The sequence below is a fragment of the Mucilaginibacter mallensis genome, assembly GCF_900105165.1.
Lineage (GTDB): Bacteria > Bacteroidota > Bacteroidia > Sphingobacteriales > Sphingobacteriaceae > Mucilaginibacter > Mucilaginibacter mallensis.
Window position 1 is genome coordinate 450,385 of the sequence record NZ_LT629740.1, and the last position, 18,045, is coordinate 468,429.

Annotated in this window: 19 protein-coding genes; 9 read left to right on the plus strand and 10 right to left on the minus strand. The window is 41.3% G+C overall.

Translation table 11 applies throughout. The annotated features are described in order from the left end of the window. Window positions 1-4: 4 nt before the first annotated feature. The 7 genes from BLU33_RS01855 (at window position 5) to BLU33_RS01885 (ending at window position 7,141) form a co-directional block, all read left to right on the plus strand. Entirely contained in the window at window positions 5-1,240 is a 1,236-nt protein-coding gene (locus tag BLU33_RS01855) for a sigma-54 interaction domain-containing protein (protein ID WP_091368376.1), read from the plus strand. Window positions 1,241-1,253: 13 nt separating this feature from the next. Continuing rightward, window positions 1,254-1,772 carry an LPS assembly lipoprotein LptE gene (gene lptE, locus BLU33_RS01860; RefSeq protein ID WP_091368379.1) on the plus strand — a complete coding sequence of 173 codons (519 nt, stop codon included), beginning with the start codon at window positions 1,254-1,256 and terminating at the stop codon, window positions 1,770-1,772. A 21-nt stretch (window positions 1,773-1,793) separates the two neighbouring features. Then, window positions 1,794-3,347, plus strand: coding sequence for a hypothetical protein (locus tag BLU33_RS01865; RefSeq protein ID WP_091368383.1), 1,554 nt, complete (start codon window positions 1,794-1,796; stop codon window positions 3,345-3,347). A 9-nt stretch (window positions 3,348-3,356) separates the two neighbouring features. Further along, the gene (gene secG, locus BLU33_RS01870) at window positions 3,357-3,722 is read left to right on the plus strand and encodes a preprotein translocase subunit SecG (RefSeq protein WP_091368385.1); all 366 of its coding nucleotides are present in this window, start codon (window positions 3,357-3,359) and stop codon (window positions 3,720-3,722) included. 222 nt (window positions 3,723-3,944) lie between these two features. Continuing rightward, complete coding sequence (locus BLU33_RS01875) at window positions 3,945-4,238, plus strand: co-chaperone GroES (RefSeq protein ID WP_091368389.1); 294 nt, start codon at window positions 3,945-3,947, stop codon at window positions 4,236-4,238. A gap of 70 nt (window positions 4,239-4,308) precedes the next feature. After that, on the plus strand, window positions 4,309-5,943 hold the full coding sequence (gene groL, locus BLU33_RS01880) for a chaperonin GroEL (RefSeq protein ID WP_091368392.1): 1,635 nt from the start codon (window positions 4,309-4,311) through the stop codon (window positions 5,941-5,943). A gap of 412 nt (window positions 5,944-6,355) precedes the next feature. After that, a complete protein-coding gene (locus BLU33_RS01885; RefSeq protein ID WP_091368395.1) occupies window positions 6,356-7,141 on the plus strand; it encodes a mechanosensitive ion channel family protein in 786 nt (261 codons plus the stop codon). A 135-nt stretch (window positions 7,142-7,276) separates the two neighbouring features. Here BLU33_RS01885 and BLU33_RS01890 read toward each other — a convergent pair whose 3' ends face one another. The 6 genes from BLU33_RS01890 to BLU33_RS01915 form a co-directional block, all read right to left on the minus strand. Next, the gene (locus BLU33_RS01890) at window positions 7,277-8,623 is read right to left on the minus strand and encodes a DUF58 domain-containing protein (RefSeq protein ID WP_091368398.1); all 1,347 of its coding nucleotides are present in this window, start codon (window positions 8,621-8,623) and stop codon (window positions 7,277-7,279) included. Between the two features lie 63 nt (window positions 8,624-8,686). Further along, window positions 8,687-9,670: an AAA family ATPase gene (locus tag BLU33_RS01895; RefSeq protein ID WP_232009374.1), complete on the minus strand. Its 984-nt coding sequence runs from the start codon at window positions 9,668-9,670 to the stop codon at window positions 8,687-8,689. Continuing rightward, window positions 9,671-10,858 carry a DUF4350 domain-containing protein gene (locus tag BLU33_RS01900; protein ID WP_091368401.1) on the minus strand — a complete coding sequence of 396 codons (1,188 nt, stop codon included), beginning with the start codon at window positions 10,856-10,858 and terminating at the stop codon, window positions 9,671-9,673. It lies immediately after the preceding gene. Beyond that, a complete protein-coding gene (locus BLU33_RS01905; RefSeq protein ID WP_157682019.1) occupies window positions 10,855-11,595 on the minus strand; it encodes a DUF4129 domain-containing protein in 741 nt (246 codons plus the stop codon). Before BLU33_RS01905 ends, BLU33_RS01900 begins: the two co-directional genes overlap by 4 nt. 4 nt (window positions 11,596-11,599) lie before the next feature. Further along, entirely contained in the window at window positions 11,600-12,481 is an 882-nt protein-coding gene (locus tag BLU33_RS01910; RefSeq protein ID WP_091368409.1) for a hypothetical protein, read from the minus strand. Further along, window positions 12,465-13,442, minus strand: a complete 978-nt coding sequence (locus BLU33_RS01915; RefSeq protein ID WP_091368412.1) for a stage II sporulation protein M — start codon at window positions 13,440-13,442, stop codon at window positions 12,465-12,467. The genes BLU33_RS01910 and BLU33_RS01915 overlap by 17 nt, the downstream gene beginning before the upstream one ends. 87 nt (window positions 13,443-13,529) lie before the next feature. On the opposite strand from BLU33_RS01915, the gene BLU33_RS01920 reads away from it, so the two are divergent. Further along, the gene (locus BLU33_RS01920) at window positions 13,530-14,267 is read left to right on the plus strand and encodes an RDD family protein (RefSeq protein WP_091368415.1); all 738 of its coding nucleotides are present in this window, start codon (window positions 13,530-13,532) and stop codon (window positions 14,265-14,267) included. Here BLU33_RS01920 and BLU33_RS01925 read toward each other — a convergent pair. Together BLU33_RS01925 and BLU33_RS01930 are read right to left on the minus strand one after the other, a co-directional pair. Beyond that, on the minus strand, window positions 14,242-14,655 hold the full coding sequence (locus BLU33_RS01925) for a DUF2752 domain-containing protein (RefSeq protein WP_091368418.1): 414 nt from the start codon (window positions 14,653-14,655) through the stop codon (window positions 14,242-14,244). The genes BLU33_RS01920 and BLU33_RS01925 overlap by 26 nt on opposite strands. 3 nt (window positions 14,656-14,658) lie before the next feature. Then, window positions 14,659-14,952: a CD225/dispanin family protein gene (locus BLU33_RS01930; protein WP_091368422.1), complete on the minus strand. Its 294-nt coding sequence runs from the start codon at window positions 14,950-14,952 to the stop codon at window positions 14,659-14,661. Between the two features lie 97 nt (window positions 14,953-15,049). Here BLU33_RS01930 and BLU33_RS01935 point away from each other — a divergent pair, with 97 nt between their 5' ends. Further along, window positions 15,050-16,477 carry an L-serine ammonia-lyase gene (locus BLU33_RS01935; RefSeq protein WP_091368425.1) on the plus strand — a complete coding sequence of 476 codons (1,428 nt, stop codon included), beginning with the start codon at window positions 15,050-15,052 and terminating at the stop codon, window positions 16,475-16,477. Window positions 16,478-16,581: 104 nt separating this feature from the next. On the opposite strand, the gene BLU33_RS01940 is transcribed toward BLU33_RS01935, so the two are convergent. Together BLU33_RS01940 and lipB are read right to left on the minus strand one after the other, a co-directional pair. Then, a complete protein-coding gene (locus tag BLU33_RS01940) occupies window positions 16,582-17,283 on the minus strand; it encodes an SGNH/GDSL hydrolase family protein (RefSeq protein WP_232009375.1) in 702 nt (233 codons plus the stop codon). 26 nt (window positions 17,284-17,309) lie between these two features. Then, window positions 17,310-18,044, minus strand: coding sequence for a lipoyl(octanoyl) transferase LipB (gene lipB, locus BLU33_RS01945; protein WP_091368431.1), 735 nt, complete (start codon window positions 18,042-18,044; stop codon window positions 17,310-17,312). Between the last annotated feature and the right edge of the window lies 1 nt (window position 18,045).

Here is an 18,045-nt window from a genome sequence, read left to right on the forward strand (position 1 = left end):
GGGTATGGAAATACAAGAAATTAAACAACGCTTCGGCATTATTGGCAATTCGCCTTTATTGAACCGGGCAATAAATATAGCCAACCAGGTAGCACCTACTGATATCTCGGTACTGATTACCGGCGAAAGCGGTAGTGGTAAAGAAGTGTTTTCACACATCATACACCAGATGAGCCCGCGTAAGCATGGGCCGTTCATCGCGGTTAACTGCGGTGCTATACCTGAGGGCACTATCGATTCTGAATTATTCGGTCACGAAAAAGGTGCCTATACCGGCGCGGTTGGCGAACGTAAAGGGTACTTTGAAACGGTAAACGGCGGTACCATATTTTTAGATGAAATTGCCGAAATGCCGTTGGGTACACAAGCACGTTTACTGCGTGTTTTGGAATCGGGTCAATACATTAAAGTTGGATCATCCAAAGTAGAGAAAACCAATGTACGTGTTATAGCCGCTACCAATGTTGATGTATATGACGCGGTAAAAGCAGGCAGGTTCAGGGAAGATCTGTATTATCGTTTAAATACCGTTCCGCTGCGCATACCTCCTTTGCGCGACAGGAAGGAAGATATTTTCCTGCTATTCCGGAAATTTACCTCTGATTTTACCGATAAATACCGCACGCCGCCCATTCAACTGGACGACGATGCGCAGCAGATCCTGATCAATTATTCATGGCCCGGTAACGTTAGGCAACTAAAAAATATGGCCGAGCAATTAGCTGTGCTGGAAACCGACCGCATTATTACTGGTCCAACCCTGCTTACCTACATCCCGCAGGAAGTAAGCGGCAGAAATTTGCCTATGCGGATAGATCAGCAAAAAGAGGATTTCTCCGAACGCGATATATTATACAAGGTATTGTTTGATATGAAGCGCGATATGGTGGAGCTTAAAAAACTGGTAGCCGAGATTGTAGAACACGGAGGTGTATCACCAAATTTTGCCAACCACTCCCAGGCCATAAACCAGCTTTACCGCGATATTGAATTACCCGGTAATCCAGAGGCACAATTTACGCTGCAACAACCCGTTAATAACAATAATAACAAACCCGACTCATTCAATATAACGCACGATCATGAGGAAGTGGAAGAATCGTTATCATTAGTTGAAAAAGAATCGGACCTTATACGCAAGGCATTAAAAAAACACAAAGGCAAACGCAAGCTTGCCGCTAATGAACTGGGTATATCAGAACGTACATTGTACAGGAAAATAAAAGAATTAGATTTATAGGATAACAAGGCAGATGAAGAAAATACTTGGAATTTTTGTCGCGGTGAGTTTTTTGGTTTTTGTTTTGCCCTCATGCTCCTTTACTTTAAACGGTGCTTCAACAGTAGGTTTAAAAACAATATATGTGGGCTATTTTGATAACAATGCCCCCTTTGTGGTGAGTAACCTGAGCCAGAATTTTACTGAAGCCTTAAAGGCGCGTATACGCTCAACAACTAACCTCAACATTATACAAAATCAGCAGGCCGATGCTGTTTTAACAGGTACAATTACAGGTTACAGCATAGCTCCGGTATCAATCCAGGCTACTACGGGTAATACAGCGCCTATTGCCGGTGCATCTGCATTAACCATTACGGTTGAGGTAAAGTATGTCAACAATGTAGATAAAAAGCTGAGCTACGAACAGTCATTCAGCGAGCCCGGTAACTTTACCGGCGACCTTACCGGCAGCAAGCAGGATAACCTTATAACAACCCTTAACCTGGCCCTCACCGAAGATATTTTTAACAAAGCCTTTGCAAGTTGGTAAGCAATTCGTAGTTTCAACCTCGTGGATCAATATTTAAATAACCGGCGGACAGAACTTTTATGGGAGTTATTAGATAACCCTGCAGCTAAAGGGGCGGAGTATGCCTATAATTTACACCAGCTAGTTAAGGACTATCCGCAGAGCGGCCTCTTACAGTCATTACTTTTATATGCAGGCGATGGAGGGAATTTATCGCGCGCAACCACATACAGCAATCCGCAGTTACTATATAAGATAGTTAATGATCCTGATGGCTTGCATACAGTTAGCCCAGATCAAATTGTTAGTCTTAAAGATACCCATCATCAGGCGGAGCCATTATTAATGCCGGATACTGGTGCGGAAAATGAATCTACGGAACAACCATCCGCAGAAACAGAACACGAGGAACTGCTCGAAAATCCTGAATACGCGGTAATACCTGTTGAAGATAATGAAACTGTTGAGCAGCAATATACTATAGATCCCAATGCCGAAGGTCAGGTACTAACTGCCGAACAGATAAGGGAAGAAGTGGCGGAAGATGAGCAGGCAATAGCCGAAGCCGCAGCAATAGCCGAAGAAGAAGCCGGGAATATAGTTGAACCGCTGATTGAGCTCGAAGAAAAAGAGCCGCAAATAGAGCATGCTATTGATGATGAGATTTTCGACGAGATACAAAGTATCGAGGATATAAACAGATCAAATGCAGACGATGAGTATGACGAAGATGAGGTGTATGATGAGATACAGGGCATAGAAGGTATAAACCTGTCGAACATACGTTATGATACGCCGAGCCATAAAGAGCCCGAGCCTGTAGCTGATGATACCCCGGACGTGCCTGTTGTTGAAAACGAAGAAACTACCGATACCGGCCGTAAGCAAAACCTGAACCGGGAAGAAGAAAAACTGATACTGGGTAATATTGCTGCCAGCGATTTCTTTGTTTTTGATCGCGCCTTTGGCGATAAGAAAAAAACAAACACGGATGTTACGATAGACAAGTCGCAACCAGCAGCTGAGCCATTCAAACCTTATGCGCATAATATCCCTGCTAAGTTTGTTAACAACAAAAGGGTATCAAAGTATAATGATGATAAAATGCCTTTCAGTTTTTTATGGTGGTTAAATAAAACCCGTAAAGAGCACTCCGGTATATATCAGCCTTATGTTGAGTTTACGCTTGACACTACACAAAGCATAAAGGAAACGCCGCCTGCTGATGAATTGCAGCAGCAGTATGTTGAAAATATTTTTCACCTTACTTCGGTAGAGGAATTGGACAGGAGCACCGGTCTTATACCGGTTGAGTTTGATTCCAAACGCAAGGAGGATGTTATAATTGAACGCTTTATGCAGGAAGCGCCACAAATAAAGCCGCAAACCAGCGAGAAACTGGATAATGAGAATAAAGCCCGGAAGAGTTCGGAAGACAAGGATGAGTTGGTGACAGAAACTTTGGCGGGAATTTATGCCGACCAAATGCTGTACCATAAAGCTATTGCAGCCTATAAAAAATTGATGTTGAAATTTCCGGAAAAAAGCCGTTACTTTGCAAGCCAAATTGAAGAGTTAGAAAAGAAAACTAATTAATATAAAGAAATGTACATTTTATTGTTGATCGTTGTTATCATAGTTTGTATCCTTTTAGGATTCATTGTTTTAGTACAAAACCCAAAAGGCGGAGGCTTGTCCTCAAATTTCTCAAGCTCATCACAATTAATGGGCGTGCAAAAAACCGGCGACTTTTTAGAAAAAGGCACATGGATTTTAGCTATAACACTGATGGTTTTATCATTGGCTATTAACGTTGGTGTAAAACGTGGTGTAGCAGCTTCTGATGATTCAAACAAACAATTGCATGAGGCTATACAAAAAGCTTCGAAACCGGCAAGCACAGGTGCTGCGCCAACTGCATTGCCTCCTGTTCAACAGCCACAACCGCAAACAACTCCTCCTTCAAAATAACGGAGCGTATAAAATATTTAAAGGCCCTGGTAATTTACCGGGGCCTTTTTAGTTTAAATAAAAACCACTGCCATGATGGCACTTGCATGTTATGATGCCGTTAGGTAAGAAATATTAATAAAATCTAATCTGACAATTAAACAGCATTTGCATGCTTGGCACAATTGATGAGCTAAAGCAAGCAAAACATAAAACTTTTATAAATTTAAAATAGTTATTAGTATGTCATTAAACGTTAAACCTATTGGAGACAGAATTTTAATTGAAGCTGCTCCGGCTGAGACAAAAACTGCATCAGGTATCTACATCCCTGAAACTGCACAAGAAAAACCTCAATACGGAACTGTAGTAGCAGTTGGCCCGGGAAGATATGCTGATCAAACAGGTACATTAATACCTATGACAGTTAAGGCAGGTGATAAAGTAATCTATGGTAAATTTGCCGGCCAGGAATTCCCTATCGATGGTAAGGATTATTTAGTAATGAGAGAATCTGATATCTACGTTATATTATAATCTGTTAACGAGCTAATCGTTAACGTTTCTTTATAGAATCTATTAAAAACAACCAATAAAAAAATTAAACATGTCAAAACAAGTTAAATACAATGTTGAAGCACGCGACGCTCTAAAACGCGGTGTTGATATTTTAGCTAACGCGGTTAAAGTAACCTTAGGCCCTAAAGGTCGTCACGTAATTATTGATAAAAAATTCGGTTCACCGGCTATCACTAAAGACGGTGTAACTGTAGCAAAAGAAATTGAATTAAAAGACCCTATTGAAAACATGGGCGCTCAAATGGTTAAAGAAGTTGCATCAAAAACTGCTGATATTGCAGGTGATGGTACTACTACTGCTACTGTTTTAGCACAGGCAATTGTTACTGCAGGTATTAAAAACGTTGCAGCCGGCGCTAACCCAATGGATTTAAAACGCGGTATTGATAAAGCGGTTAAAGTTGTTGTTGAAAACTTAAAATCACAAAAACAGGATGTTGGTGATGATTTCAGCAAGATCAAACAAGTAGCATCTATCTCAGCAAATAACGATGAAGTTATTGGCGAAATGATTGCTGACGCGATGAAAAAAGTTGGTACTTCAGGTGTGATCACTGTTGAAGAAGCTAAAGGAACTGAAACTGAAGTTAAAACTGTTGAAGGTATGCAGTTTGACCGTGGTTACCTTTCTCCTTACTTTGTAACCAATTCTGATAAAATGGAAGTAGAACTGGATAACCCTTATATCCTTATCTACGACAAAAAGATCTCTTCAATGAAGGAATTGCTTCCAATACTTGAAAAACAAGTTCAAACTGGCAAGCCATTATTAATTATAGCTGAAGATTTAGACGGTGAAGCATTAGCTACATTAGTAGTTAACAAAATTCGTGGTTCACTGAAAGTTGCTGCTGTAAAAGCACCAGGCTTCGGCGATCGCCGTAAAGCTATGTTAGAAGATATCGCTGTATTAACTGGTGGTACCGTAATTTCTGAGGAAAGAGGTTACAAACTGGAAAGTGCTGACTTAACCATGTTAGGCCAGGCTGAAAAGATCTCTATCGATAAAGACAATACAACTATCATTAATGGCAACGGTGATACCGAAGTTATTAAAGGTCGTGTTGGTGAGATCCGCTCACAAATTGAAACTACAACATCTGATTACGATAAAGAAAAATTACAGGAACGTTTAGCCAAATTATCAGGCGGTGTGGCTGTATTATATATCGGTGCTGCATCAGAAGTTGAAATGAAAGAAAAGAAAGACCGTGTTGATGACGCATTACACGCAACCCGTGCCGCTGTTGAAGAAGGTATAGTTGCTGGTGGTGGTGTTGCCTTCATCCGCGCAGTTGCTGCTTTAGCTAATCTTAAAGGTGATAACGAAGATGAGAATACTGGTATCCAGATCATCCGTCGTGCTATTGAAGAGCCTTTACGTCAGATCTGTGAAAACGCTGGTATTGAAGGTTCAATAGTAGTACAAAAGGTTAAAGAAGGTACAGGCGACTTCGGTTACAATGCACGTACTGATAAATACGAAAACCTGATCGCAGCCGGTGTTATCGACCCAACTAAAGTAGGCCGTGTAGCATTAGAGAATGCAGCTTCAATTGCAGCGATGTTGTTAACCACCGAGTGTGTGTTAGCTGACGATCCTGAAGATGAAAAAGCCGGTATGCCACCAATGGGCGGCGGCGGCATGGGTGGCATGATGTAAGTCGAAAGTCCCAAGCCGATAGTCTAGAGTCTTAAGTCAATTATTTTGACTAGGGACTTAGAACTAAAGACTACCGACTAATATAATATACACTAAAACAGCCTGTCTGATATTTCAGACAGGCTGTTTTGCTTTAAATGGGCTGAAAAGTCATTTAAAAGTAAGCGGATGGTCATTTATTAATCAAATGATTGATTAATAAATCTAATCGTATGTTTTCTGCGTAAATTTGAATAACAATTCTGATACATCATAAATCAGGCATGGCATTTGAATACATCACAGCATGAAACATATAGCAGAAAAAACAAGACAAATACAATCCCACATAGTTGAGTGGGTGTTTTTTAAAGGCCCTGAGCTTTTTATATCTATTTACGGAAAATAATTAATTCCTTAACTTCGCGCTACTATGAAGCTAACGAAGTTATACGATAAGGCCTACGATTGGTTGCTTGATATCGGGCCAAAAATAATAATAGGATTAATAATATTGTTTATAGGCATCTGGCTTATAAAAATGCTCAGAACGCGGCTCCGCGATCAGATGCTCAAAAAGAAGGTACACTCTTCACTCCAACCATTTTTTCTTAGTTTAACCATTACCTCGCTTTACATATTGCTCATTATTGTGGTAATGAATGTGGTCGGGCTTGAGCTTACTATATTCACTACCATTATTGGCGCGTTTAGTGTTGCTGCGGGCTTAGCACTATCGGGCACATTGCAAAACTTTGCAGGTGGAGTGTTGATATTGCTGCTTAAACCTTTCGGCCTGGATGATAATATAGTGGCACAGGGGCAGGATGGTATAGTAACATCCATACAAATATTTTATACCGTACTGCTAACGTTTGATAGTAAAACGGTGATCATCCCCAATGGTAAGCTGTTTAACGAAGTTATCGTAAACGTAACCCGCGAAGGTAAACGCCGTTTGGATTTTGAGATAAAATTAGGCTATGTTGCTAATGTAGAGCAGGTGAAAAACGTGATATGGAATGCTGTTAAAAGTACGCCCAACGTATTAAACGATCCCCGGAACAAGGTAGGGATCTCGGCATTGGAGATTGACGGCGTTAAGTTTGTCGTAAACGCATGGGTAAACCCTGGTGATTTCGGAGCTGTAAAACTGGCCCTGCAGGAAAAAATATTGAATGATTTAGTAACGGCCGGTGTAAAGCTGCCGGGAGTCTGATGCTTTAAGAGGGGCTGTCATGCTGAGCGATAGTCGAAGCATGTGGGCAAAGGCCTTTACGTTTATGCTTCGACTAGCGCTCAGCATAACCCCATTCACAATTTCACCTCGCAATGAAGCAGGGTGATAACACCCCTATATCTTCTGCTTAGCCTTAATCTCCAGATACCTGTTAATAGTATTAACAGTAAGATTTTGCGGAGCACTTAAAATAGATTGTATATTATACTTTGCCAGCTCTTTTACGATCAGTTTTTTATCGTAAGCAAACTTTTCGGCAATAATTTTTATGTAGATACCTTCTACATCATCAGCCGGTTTTTCACTGATCTTTTTGAGCTCCGTGTTCTCAAAAAACACCACCAGTAATAAGTGGTATTTGGCTATCCGCTTTAAAAAAGGCAACTGCCGCTGCAATGCCGATAGACTCTCATAATTGGTGAAAAACACTACCAAACTGCGCTGCTTAATTACCGAGCGAATGGTTGCGTAAAGCATCTCCATATTGGTTTCAAGGTAGCGGGTTTTTTCTTTGTATAGCACTTCCAGTATTTTATTGATCTGCGTAGGCCGGCGGTCGGCAGCTATAACGGAGCCTATCTTTTCGCCCGCGGTAATTAGTCCGGCTTTATCTTCTTTTAGTAAGGCAACGTTTGAGAGCACAAGACTGGCATTAATCGCATAGTCCAGCAGACTCAATCCCTCAAAAGGCATTTTCATGGCCCTTGATTTATCGATGATACAATATACATGCTGCGATTTCTCATCGGTATAAGTATTGGTCATTAAGTTGCCCTGGCGCGCGGTGGCTTTCCAGTTGATGGTGCGGTAATCATCGCCCTGTACATAGTTTTTTACCTGCTCAAACTCCATGCTATGGCCTAGTCGCCGTATTTTTTTTATGCCGATCTCTGATAAGTTATTGGAGATAGCCATCAGCTCATATTTACGCATTTGCAGGAAGGATGGGTACACGGCCAGTGTTTCCGCCTGTTTTATATTATAACGCCTCCTGATCAACCCTAATGGCGATTGTACATATACCCTGATATCACCAAACTCATATTCGCCACGTTTGGTAGGGCGCAGCATGTAGTTAATTAACTTACGCTGGCGTGGTTTTAAAAAGGTCTTAAATAAAATATCCCGGCGCTGAAACTGGAAAGGTATCTCATCAATTATACCCGCGCTAATATTAAAAGGGTACCAGTTTTCAATAAATATGCCCAGTTCATTATCATCGCTGTTGCTTAAACGATCAGGTGCATGGCGCTTTGCGAATACGCCACGATGAGTACGATAAAGCATGAATATATCAATAATAACAAGCGCCATCAGCGTATAAAAAAGCAGCTCGGGTATTACACCCAGCCAAGTAAAAAAGAACGCAAGCAAAAACAGCACCACGCAGCAGCCAATCAGGGTGAACAGCCGGTTTGTTAAAAACAGGTTCTTATAAAATAAGCTGAATATTTTTTTCACGTATATTATTAATAGTAGATCTGCTGAAGGTAACCTTTCAGCTTTCGCCTTTATCCTTTCACCTTACCTAGGTATTTCAATCTTCTGTATCAATTGTGCCACTACATCATCTGGTGTAACGCCTTCCATTTCTTTTTCGGGCGTAAGCATAATGCGGTGCCTTAAAACAGGGGTAGCTACGTAAATAATATCCTCCGGCGTAACAAAATCGCGCCCGCGGATAGCAGCCAACGCCTTAGCCGCGTTAATAATAGCCAGCGAAGCACGCGGCGACCCACCCAGGAACAATGATTTATTGTTGCGGCTTTCATTTATAAGCTTGGCAACATAAACGATCAGTTTATCCTCAACATGAAAGGCCTTAACCTGCTGGCGAAGCGATATGATCTCCTGTCCTGATAATACCGGTTTTATATCATGCAACTGGTCGACCGTTTTATGCTGATGTTGCTGGGTAATGATAGCGATCTCTTCATCAAGCGATGGATATTTCACTTCTATCTTAAACAGGAAACGGTCCAGTTGTGCTTCTGGCAGGCGATAAGTTCCTTCATGTTCAACCGGGTTTTGGGTAGCGAGTACAATAAAAGGTTCTTCCATTTTATAGCTGTGCCCGTCTATGGTTAGCTGGCGTTCCTCCATTACCTCAAACAAGGCTGATTGCGTTTTAGCAGGTGCGCGGTTTATCTCATCGATCAAAATTATATTGCCGAAGATGGGGCCGCGCTTAAACTCAAAATCAGTTGTTTTTGGGTTAAATACCGATGTGCCTAAAATGTCAGAGGGCATCAGATCTGGCGTAAACTGTATGCGCGAGTATTTCGCATCAATTGATCTGGCAAGCAGTTTGGCCGTTAGAGTTTTGGCTACGCCCGGCACACCCTCAATTAGTATATGCCCATCGGCGAGTATGCCTGCTATCAGCAGGTCAATGCTGTCCTGCTGCCCCACAATTATTTTTGCAAGGGTTGTTTTTATCTGATCTACGGCAGCACTAAGCTTGCTCAAATCGGTTCTTTGTTCAAATATTTCGTCTTCTTCCATCATTTACCTGGATTGAATATAAAATTGTTCAATGAGTTTGTTTAAGTGTATGAGTTCCTTGTCGTTAATATGGTCCTGCACGTTTATGTAATGTAGGTACTCCACAAAGTCGTTGGCGAAATCAGGGGTGAGGCCCAATTTTGCGGTTAGTATTTCAATAAATTCCTTATCCAGCTTATTGGTTTTTAAGTGATATTCATCGCGCAGATAGCTTAACAGGTAAAGCACCTGTTTTTTGGCGATGTTATCATTATTCCGCTTTTCATAATAAAGCTGGCCAACAACATTCACAAACTCAAGCGTTGAGTTGCCGAGCGGCTCAATAACCGGGATAATGCGCTGCCTGCGTTTTATTTCATACAGCACAAATATGATCAGGCTAAAAATGGCTATGTAATAGGCCCATTCCAATTCCGGGTGACTTAAAAATACCCGCATCGGCGAATCGTTTTCTTCGCTGCCCTGGGTATAATACTGGTCCAAGGTTATCTTTTTTGTACTTTTTATAAATGATAAAGCCGCAGCGGCATAGGCGGCGCCCTGTGGTTTCAGTAAACTATAATTGCTGAAAAATTTAGGGTCAGCCAACAGGTATAACGATCCTTTACCGAAAGCATATTTTATAAAATTAGCTTTATGTTTAATATCCTTACCCAAAACAACAGCCTTAGTGGTATCAAACTTACTGAAATAGATATCGCCCATGCCTTTGCCTGCAGTATATGTTTTTTTAGGGTCGAGATAAGGGCTTACAAAGTTTACCGGCATACCATAATCCCTGGTGAACTTAAAGTAGTTTTCGGCGTCTGTTGTAATGCTGAGGTTTTTTTCAAACAAAGTGCCGAAATCCTCAGCGGCTATAAAAACATCATTGCCTTGTTTCAAATATTTTTCCAGCTGATTATAATCGGGCTTTGAAAACTCAATATCATGGCAGATGATAATATACGACGATTGTTTTATAGAATCGTCTGCAATTACATTATACACCGGCTTCCGGTACGGAACTATGGTATCGCCCGGGAAAATATCATTCAGACGGTCTTGCAATATATAGGTACCGTAAGGTATCTTATCCTTACTGCTCAATGACACTGTCCAGTCGATAGGTTTTGGGCGATTAAACTCGGCTATAAGATAGACGATAAGCAATGCCCCGCCAATTATAAGATATGCGCGTAACCCTTTCATGGCAATTGCTTTTTAAAGTCCTGAAAAAGCGCGTCAATAGTACTGAACGCCTGTTTATCAATACCGAAATTGCCATACCATACGTACTCAAACTGGCGCGTTATTAGCTTAAAGGTTTGCTGTTGCCCGGGGTCGGTAAGCTCATGTATATAGGCTGCATTTGTTTTATCAATTTGCCATTGTATAAGCTGGGTATCGCTTAATTGTTTAAGGCATTTTAAATACAGCAGGCGTACAGCCAGGCGGTAATTATTTTGGGCGATGGCTTTTTCTATCTCGCTGTCGAAACTTATTTCATGAATATTCTCCAGTGATTCGCTGTAAGGCATATCAATTTTTCTTGCTTCGCCACGCCATAGTTTAATGGGGTCAATATCTAATGATTTTGATATCACATAGATCAATAATCCAACCGCTGCAGCTATTAATACATATTCCAATATAGTGCCCCCATAGCGGGTATATTTAATCCAGCCAAACAATTTATCCCATACCCATGCCCAAAAACGTGTCCATAGTGATGTGTCGTCCTGGGCTTCGTTATAATTAAAATTCTTATCGGCCCTGAATTTATTTACAGCCGATGCGTCAAATTTCTTTACCTGGATTTTAGAGGTATCAAGACGTTCCTGGGCAGGCACTTTTTTAATGACAGGTTTTTTAACACCGGCACGGGCCATGTTAAAAAACATTAAGGCGATAATAAAGGCAAAAAAAGTTGCAATAAACCTGTGCATATATTTAATATTCCTCAGCAGGTAGGCCTGTGTCGGCATTGTCATTTTTACCTAGGTTTTCAATACGGCTCAATAATCCAAGACCCTCTTTTTCTTCCGACAGGGTAAAATAACACATACATATCGCAATTGATGGCAAGGCATAAGCTATGGTGATAATCCCGCGCAGTATACTGCAAATAATAAGAATAGGCAGTGTGAAACTTTTTAACGATAGAAAACTGCTGCTAACACTGATTATTGTTGCCGGTATGCTTGCAATACCTACGGCCATACCCACAATTAAGCCCATAACAAAAATAACCCCGAAGGTAAACCACCAGTTTTCCTTAATCAGTTTAAAGCTTTTGTTAAATGCATATTTAAACGAAGAGTTTTCAATAACGATAATGGGAATGATAAGATAAAAAATAGGGGTTAAATAAATGCCCGGTATAATGCACATTACAAAACCAACGCACATTAGTAAAGCAATTAAAAATCCACTCCCTATGGCCCTTAAAAAATAATACTTAAAGTATCCCCAAACCTCATCAAATGTTGGCTGTTTATTGCCCTTTTGCAGGTAAACAGAAATGTAGCATAAAGTTGTAAGGTGAATAAACACTTGTGTTAAAAGAGTGACAAGTGTGTTTACCAGCGTACTTATAATATAAGATGAAGTATAGTGCGATAGTGTTGGCGGATGTGTAAAACCACCGGAATACAGATCGGCCATACTCATATAGGCAAACACAGTTGATATAATACTGGCAAGTAAAAACAAACCAGTGATGATGAGTAACGAGATAGTTAGCGGTTTAAAGTTCTCTTTAAAAAAGGTAAAGGAGTCATTAATGATCTGGCCAAAGTCGCGCGTTTTTCTTAATTCAATAGGTGGGTTCATCTAAGTTTAGGTTTTTAGGTGTTAGTTTTCGGTTTAAATAAGCGGGGTATACTATAACGTACCAAATAATAAAGGCCAGCGAACTTAATAATATGCTGCCACTCAACCAAATGGGCATTTCGGTACGGCGTGTTAAAAAGCTTTCAATAAATGCTGCCGTAATAAATATGGGTATAAGGCCGATGCCTATTTTAAGGCCATCTTTTGCCGCATTTTTTAATGATACCATGCGGGTAAATGTTTTTGGGAAAAGTATGCTGTTGCCTAATATCAACCCGGCCCCGCCTGCTATAATAATGGATGACAGCTCCAAGGTGCCGTGCAGCCATATTACCAATACTGATTGCAGGCCCAGCCCTTTACTAAAGAAGTAGTATTGAAATGAGCCCATCATAATGCCGTTGAACATCAATTCATATATGGTGCCGATGGATAGGAAAATACCCATAACAAATGTTAATAGCTCAACTTTTATATTGTTTGATGCGATCATCAGGAACATCAATGATGAATCGCCCTGTTTATATACGCCAAATGGGTCGCCTTTGGCAATGTTCTCATTGGTCATGTTTACATAGTCGTTCCCCAATATGGCCCGCAGAAATGTGCTGTCATATTTTGCGGATAGCCACCCCATCAGGCTAAATACCACGAAGAATAAAAAAGAATACAGTAATTGCCTGCGGTGCTTGTAAAATATCAGTGGCAGCTCATACTTCCAGAAAGTGATGAACCTGTTGGTTTTCTCCTTGCGGTTTTTGTATATAGATTGATGAAAGCCCGCGGCAAGCCCATTCAAATATTTTGTAGTATTTGATTTTGGATAAAATGTTTTGGCATACGCAAGATCGTCGGTAATACTTATGAAAGATTCGGCAAGCTCATCGGGGTCGCTTGCTTGTTGTTTTTCATAGTCTTTCCACCTTTGTGTATTTTGTTTAATAAACAGGGCTTCACGCATTTATAAGGGCTTAGTTTTTTGTTCAAAATACTCACAAAAATTTAATCTGCAACTATATTTTCAATAACAATTTTATATTTGTTAAAGATGGAAACTATAAGTGTACGCACCACCCAAAATATTGATATCGATTATGAGATTGGCGGCTTAGGCGAGCGCATATTAGCCTATATAATTGATTGCGGAATATTTATCGGCTTGTTTATTGTTGGCGGCATTATAGGGGCAATATTTTCAGCTGAAACCTTTATTATGGTATATTTTATAATTATTGGTGTGCTGTATGTTTTTTATGATCTGTTGTTCGAAACATTTTTTAACGGGCAAAGCCTCGGCAAACGGATTATGAAAATAAGGGTGATCAGCTTAAACGGGACAAGACCGAGATTTAGCCAATACCTGTTGCGCTGGTTATTCAGGATGGTTGATTTTGGCATTAGCAGTGGTATATGTGCGTTAATTTCGGTAGCGGTATCAAAAAAAGGCCAGCGCCTTGGTGATCTGGTTGCGGGTACAGCGGTGATAAAAACATCTCCACGCACAAAAAGGGATAATATTGCTTTTGCTACTACCGATGATACCTATCAGCCTGTGTTTCCGCAGGCAAGCCAGTTAAACGATAAAGATATTGAGCTGATACATGAAGTAATGAGCAATTACTTTAAATCGGGAAATGATATGCTGGTTTATACCATGGCCGATAAAATGCGGGAGCATCTATCTATTTCCCTGCCGCCGAATATGAACGCTATGCAGTTTTTACAAATCCTGATAAAGGATTACAGCCATATCAGTTCGTCTAGTGATCTGCTGATAAATAACTAAACGGCGTTGCCGGGATATTACGCACGATCCAGAAGATCATCACTATAACAAATATTATTTTAGGCGTAAGCGGATGGTACAATATTGCCCAGCGGATATCACGTTTGAAGATGAACGACCTGATCTTATAAGAAAGCTGTACCAGTAGAAAAGGCAGGCTGATAACTAATAAAAGATTGTAGGAGAGCGCCTGCTTTAGATCGCCGTGTAAAAGACTATATATGGCCCGTTGCGAACCACAGCCGGGGCAATCCAAGCCTGTAAGTGTATGGAAAGGACATTTTGGGAAAAACCCATATTTTGCCGGGTTAAACAGATAGTATATAACGGCTAAAGCAATTAATAACAATCCGGTTAAGGCAAAATACAGGTTTCTTTTTAATGTCATTTATTAATGATGCGGCATAAAGCTGCTGATACCTACTGTAAAAACAAAAATTAAATAAATTACCGTTACTGCAATACCTGTAAAAAATCCAATTTTAGTCCACTTTCCGGCTTGCTGCGAAGAATACAAGGCTCCGGCATAATCCCCGGAATCATATTTACTATTAACAGAGGCCGCATTTATAATGCCTACAATGCCAAAAGGCAGACAGCAAAAAATGGTAACTAAAATAGACTCAACCAGCCAGTTTTTCGGGCGTAGAGGAGGCATTTGATCGAAAGGTGTTGTTTGATCCATTGGTGATAAGAGATTAATTTATAGTTGAATGTAAAAATCTATTCTCAATAATCAAAATTTTATCGGCAAAAGCAGGATACTATTGTAATTTTGAACTATGCAGAGAGAGCAAATATCCGTATTCGATATGTTTAAGATTGGCATAGGGCCATCAAGTTCGCACACGCTTGGTCCCTGGCGTGCCGCGCAGCAGTTTGTACAATTATTGGAACAGCAGCAGGCCCTGCCTTTGGTTGAAGGGATCAGGATATTGCTATATGGCTCACTGGCAAAAACAGGCAAAGGCCACGGCACTGATATTGCCGTACTACTGGGCCTGAGCGGTGATGACCCGGTAACTTTTGATGTAAACGCGATAGATACTAAAATAAACGACATTAAAACCTCGCATAAATTAATGCTGGGGGGCACGCAGCAGATCAGTTTTTTTACTGATGATGACCTGCTGTTTTTATTTAACGAAAGTTTACCCTATCACCCAAACGCGGTAACCTTTCAGGCATTGTTAATGGGCGATAAGGCTATATCAGCTACCTTTTATTCCATTGGCGGCGGCTTTGTAGTTAAGGAGGGCGAGCAGGATCAATCAAAAACAGAGGTCGACCTGCCTTTTCCTATCGATACTGCAGGCAATTTACTGCACTGGTGCATGAAAACCGGGCTCAAGATATCAGAAGTGGTAATGGAAAATGAGTTGGCCTGGCGCAATGAGGATGAGGTGCGCGCGGGCGCGCTCAATATTTTCAGGGTGATGAAAGAGTGTATGTACCGTGGCTGCCATACTAAGGGCAATTTGCCCGGTGGCTTAAATGTATCGCGTAGGGCGGCTAATCTTAACAAAAAGCTCATCGGCACAAATACTTACAGCAATTTTGATGAATGGGTAACAGCCATACGCCAAACCGGCGGGGGCTTTAAAAATATACTGGATTGGGTAAGTTGCTTCGCCTTGTCCATAAACGAAGAAAACGCCTCGTTCGGCAGGGTGGTTACAGCTCCGACCAATGGCGCAGCAGGGGTAATACCGGCAGTGCTGCTATACTATATAACTTTTTGTGATGGCTATACTGATGATAAGGTGATCCGCTTTATGTTTACTGCATCAGAAATTGGCAGCATATTTAAAAAGGGTGCTACTATATCGGCGGCTATGGGTGGTTGCCAGGCGGAGATTGGCGTATCATCGGCAATGGCTGCTGCTGCTTTAACAGAATGTTTGGGCGGCACACAGCGCCAGGTATTAATGGCTGCCGAAATTGCCATGGAACACCACCTCGGCCTAACCTGCGACCCAATAGGCGGACTTGTGCAGGTGCCTTGTATTGAGCGTAATACCATGGGCGCTATAAAGGCCATAACCGCATCACAACTGGCCCTGCAAAGTAACCCCGAAAATGCCAAGGTAAGTCTGGATGCCGTAGTACGCACCATGTGGCAAACCGCTCAGGATATGAACTCGAAATACAAGGAAACATCTGATGGCGGCCTGGCGATAAATATACCGCTGAGTTTGCCTGAGTGTTAGCACCTTAGTCCTGAGTCTGAAGTCTTTAGTCGTAAGTCTAAAGTCCGCTTGAACGGGCGGTAGTTTTTACTTACGACTAAAGACTTCAGACTCAAGACTAAAAGTCACTTCTTATTCAATTGCGTAGCAACTAATGGTTCAAGCATGCTTACCCATTGCGTATACATCAGGCCCGACGGGTGCAAGCCATCCGAAGCAATTAACAAAGGGTCGTTAGCAGCTTGCCTTGAAATTGCCGTAATATTAATATAATATACGCCGGCTTTGGCGCTGATAGCTGCGTTGATAGCATTAAACTGATCTATTTGCGGGCCTATAACGGCGTCATTTCCGTTTGCAAATGGCGTAACACCGTAATCTGGTATCGATAATACAAAAACTCGGTTAGGGTCACCTTGGGCATAACTTATAGCTGTATTTAGTACCTGCGCAAATTTTATGGTGTAATTGGCCTGGCTCATGCCCTGGTACTGATCATTCACCCCAATTAATAAGGTTACAAAACTGTATTGTTTAGTTTGAAACGGACTGGTCGCGATCGCATTTATCAGTTCGTCGGTTGTCCAGCCGGTTACTGCAATTATATCCGGATTACGGGTTTTAAAGCCTGCTCCGCTTAATGCAGTAGTTAACTGGTATGGATATGATTCTGCTTGCGATACAGATTGGCCTATAGTATAAGAATCGCCTAAAGCAAGGTAGGTAATGGAATCGGTGGTCATTGCTTTAACTGGGTTAACGATGTCAGTTGACGTGTAAACATAAGGGTTAGCTTCATTTTTTTTACAGCCGGACAGCGTAGTCAAACTAATTAAAATTATCTGTAAAACTTTCATATCAATATCTCCATATCAAACAATACGGAAATATGATGTGTAAGGATTTTTTTTACTTCATTAATATCAACTTTTCTTCCCAGCTCGCGCTCCATCGAGGTTACATCTTTATCATCAATACCACAGGGGATCACATTTTTAAAATAATCCAGGTTGGTATTAACGTTTAGTGCCAGGCCATGCATGGTAACCCAGCGGCTACAGCGCACACCCATGGCGCATATCTTTCGGGCTTTTTCGTTATCGGCGTCAAACCAAACACCGGTATAGCCGGGGTAACGCCCTGCCTGTAAACCATAATCGGCAAGGGTAAGTATTATAGCTTCCTCAAGTGTTCTTAAATACAGGTGTATATCGGTGAAGAAGTTATCCAGGTCCAGTATCGGATAGCTTACTATCTGCCCCGGCCCATGGTAGGTGATATCGCCGCCGCGGTTAACGGGATAATAAACGGCATTTTTTTCCTTCAGCCCTTGCTCATCGAGTAATAAATGTTCGGCCTTACCGCTTTTGCCCAGGGTATAAACGTGCGGGTGTTCGCAAAAAATAAGATAGTTCGGCGTTATATCATTGTCCTCAACGGGCAATGCATCCGGCGTAACTGCCACCTGCCTGTTACGGATCTCCGTTTTTAACTTGACAGTGCTGTTAAATATCTCTTCCTGCTTATCCCATGCCTGCTGATAATCTATCAGTCCCCAATCTATCAGCTCAACTTTTTTGTTCTTCATT